This is a genomic window from uncultured Agitococcus sp. (genome assembly GCF_937920075.1).
In the GTDB taxonomy this organism is placed as follows: Bacteria; Pseudomonadota; Gammaproteobacteria; order Pseudomonadales; family Moraxellaceae; genus Agitococcus.
This window is the reverse complement of record NZ_CALETI010000302.1, coordinates 1-2,648: the sequence shown is the minus strand read 5'-3', so window position 1 is coordinate 2,648 and position 2,648 is coordinate 1. Positions and strand designations below refer to the sequence as shown.

The window sequence follows — 2,648 nt, the reverse complement described above, 5'->3', positions numbered from 1 at the left end:
GGCACGCCTACTGGCTTGTGAATAATTGCGAGTTAGAGCAATTCAAGCAGCTACAACAAGAATTAGCCGCTAAGTTTAATGGTGATAAAGCCGTAAATAACATTAACCGTGTTATGAGACTTGCAGGGTTTAGCCATAACAAAGGCGAATCATTTATCACGCACATTCATACCATGCAAGATGACCTTTACCCCTACAGCGTGAATAAACTAATTGTTGGTTTAGGCTTAAATAATATACGCGTACAAGAGAGCGAAAAGATTAAAAACCAACCAATTAGCAAGGATCATATATATATTTCGCAAGATGGAGCTAAAAACAATGTTCACCATGTTCACCATGTTCACCTTTTAGATGATGAAAGTGACCCTTTTGATGGTATTTTGAGCGATGAGCAGGTGCAAGACCTAAAATCAGCACTTTTGATGCTACCTTGTGAGGAGTATCCCGACTGGCAAGCAATAGGCAGTGGATTAAAAACAATTAGTGGTGATGCTGGTTTTAACCTATGGCTGGAGTGGTCAAGTAAAAGCCCTAAGTTTGACCATGACGATGTTGTCAAAAAATGGCATAAACTAGGAGCAGACCGCACCAGCTACAAAGCGATATTTGCAAAAGCACAGGCTTTAGGCTGGCAAAATCCGCGTAGTAAGGAATCGTTGATTGATGCCGCGCTTTTAACAGTACGCGAAGCATTAGCAAAAGAAGATGCTGGCTTAATGTTTGAAGATACCGCCATTGAAGCATTAAAGACGCTTTATACAAGCAGCAAAGCTAACTATGCGCGTGTACGCCATGAGATTAAGCAAAACCGAGCAATTAAACTTAGTGACCTTGAGGCACTGATTAAGCCCGAACGCGAAGAAGAGCAAAGCACCACCGAACGCTTGCTTGATATTGCAAAAGAGCAATGTGAGTTTTTTCACGACAAAGACAAAGAGCCTTATGCGGTATTTATCGCGCATGGTGCGCGTCAATGTTACCACCTACAAAGTAAAGGCTTTAGAGAATGGTTAGCCAATGAGTTATACAAAGCAGACGATACAGCACCAGCCGACAACATCTTAAACGCAACCATTAACGCCCTCATTGGGCAAGCTAAGTTTGATGGAGAAGAAAAGCCTGTTTATATGCGCGTAGCAAAGCATGAAAGCGCGTACTGGCTTGACTTGTGTAATGACAAATGGCAAGCGGTAAAGGTTACTAGCACAGGCTGGCAAGTGATTGATAGCCCCGATGTATTGTTCACACGCGGTGACAATATGCGCCCCCTACCTATACCCAAAGCACAAGGCGATTTATCTAAGTTATGGCACTTGGTAAACATTCCACCACAAGACCATGATGCCGTTATCACTTGGTTGCTTGAGTGTATGCGCCCCGATACACCCTACCTAGTGCTTGAGCTAACAGGGGAGCAAGGTAGCACCAAAAGCACCACTCAAAAACACTTAAAACAGCTAGTTGACCCAAACAAAAGCAATCTAAGAACCGCCCCTAAAGCCATTGAGGATATATGGGTAAATGCCAAGCATGGCCATATTGTCAGTTATGAAAACATCTCGCATTTATCCGCGTCATATCAAGATGCTTTTTGCATATTGTCCACAGGGGGCGCGTACGCTACTCGCACCTTACACACCACTTGTGATGAAACGGTGATTGAGCTTAAAAAGCCTATCATCTTAAACGGTATCCCTGTCAATGTAACCGCGCAAGATTTGCTTGATAGAACGATTCATATTGATTTGCCTGTTATTGAAAGCCGATTAACCGAGCATGAAGTAGAAGAACTTTTTGAGCAGCATTACCCCGAAGTCTTCACAGGCTTACTTGATATGTTTGTTTCAGTATTGGCAACCCTACCCACCATTAACGACATAGACCGCCACGAATTGCCACGCATGGCTGATTTTACCTTACTTGGTGAAGCCGTTGCCCGTGTACAAGGTAAAGCCCCTAAAACCTTTTTAAGACAGTATCAAAGCAAGCGCACCGAAGGCGTGTACCGTACGCTTGAGTCTTCACCCATAGCCGTTGCTGCAATGGATTATCTTGAAGAAAACCCCAAAGGTTTTGACGGCACTGTCAAAGGTTTATTAGATGCCTTAACCATATTCCAGCCCACAGGTGAAAGTTGGCCAAGAAGTGCAAAAGGTTTTGCCGATATATTAAGACGGTTAGCCCCTGCATTTAGAACAATTGGCATAAATGCCAAAATAAACGAAAAAGCAGGTAAAAACGGTTTTGGTTGTATCTTGAAGTATTTGCCTAAAAAAACGGCAAAACTAGCTATAAAAGGTGAACATGGTGAACTTGGTGAACATCAAAACCCGATGCACTTGCCAACGGATATATATAACCTTAGTCAAAACGACCAAAAAACAAGCAGTTTTGATGATACCACCAAAACTGATTATTTTTTGTCCTCTTGTACGCGTATATTAAATAACGAGCAAGAAAATGCACAAATTGACTTAAATGACAAAAAAGTGAGTTGTAGTGAGTGCGAGCATTACGCATGGGATTGTGCCAAAGGTATAGAAGTTATTGACGAAAATGCCTTACACAATTGCACGCATTATGAATGTGTTTTTTAACTAGCGTACTGATGCGAAAAAAATCGAGAGATACGCGCCCCATTTACG

At 42.3% G+C, this 2,648-nt stretch carries 1 protein-coding gene; it reads left to right on the top strand.

Features of this window, described 5'->3' with window-relative positions; all coding sequences use genetic code 11:
* A partial coding sequence (locus tag Q0212_RS10560; RefSeq protein WP_297925223.1) for a PriCT-2 domain-containing protein occupies positions 1 to 2,600 on the top strand: 2,600 nt, incomplete at its 5' end.
* Positions 2,601 to 2,648: the final 48 nt, after the last annotated feature.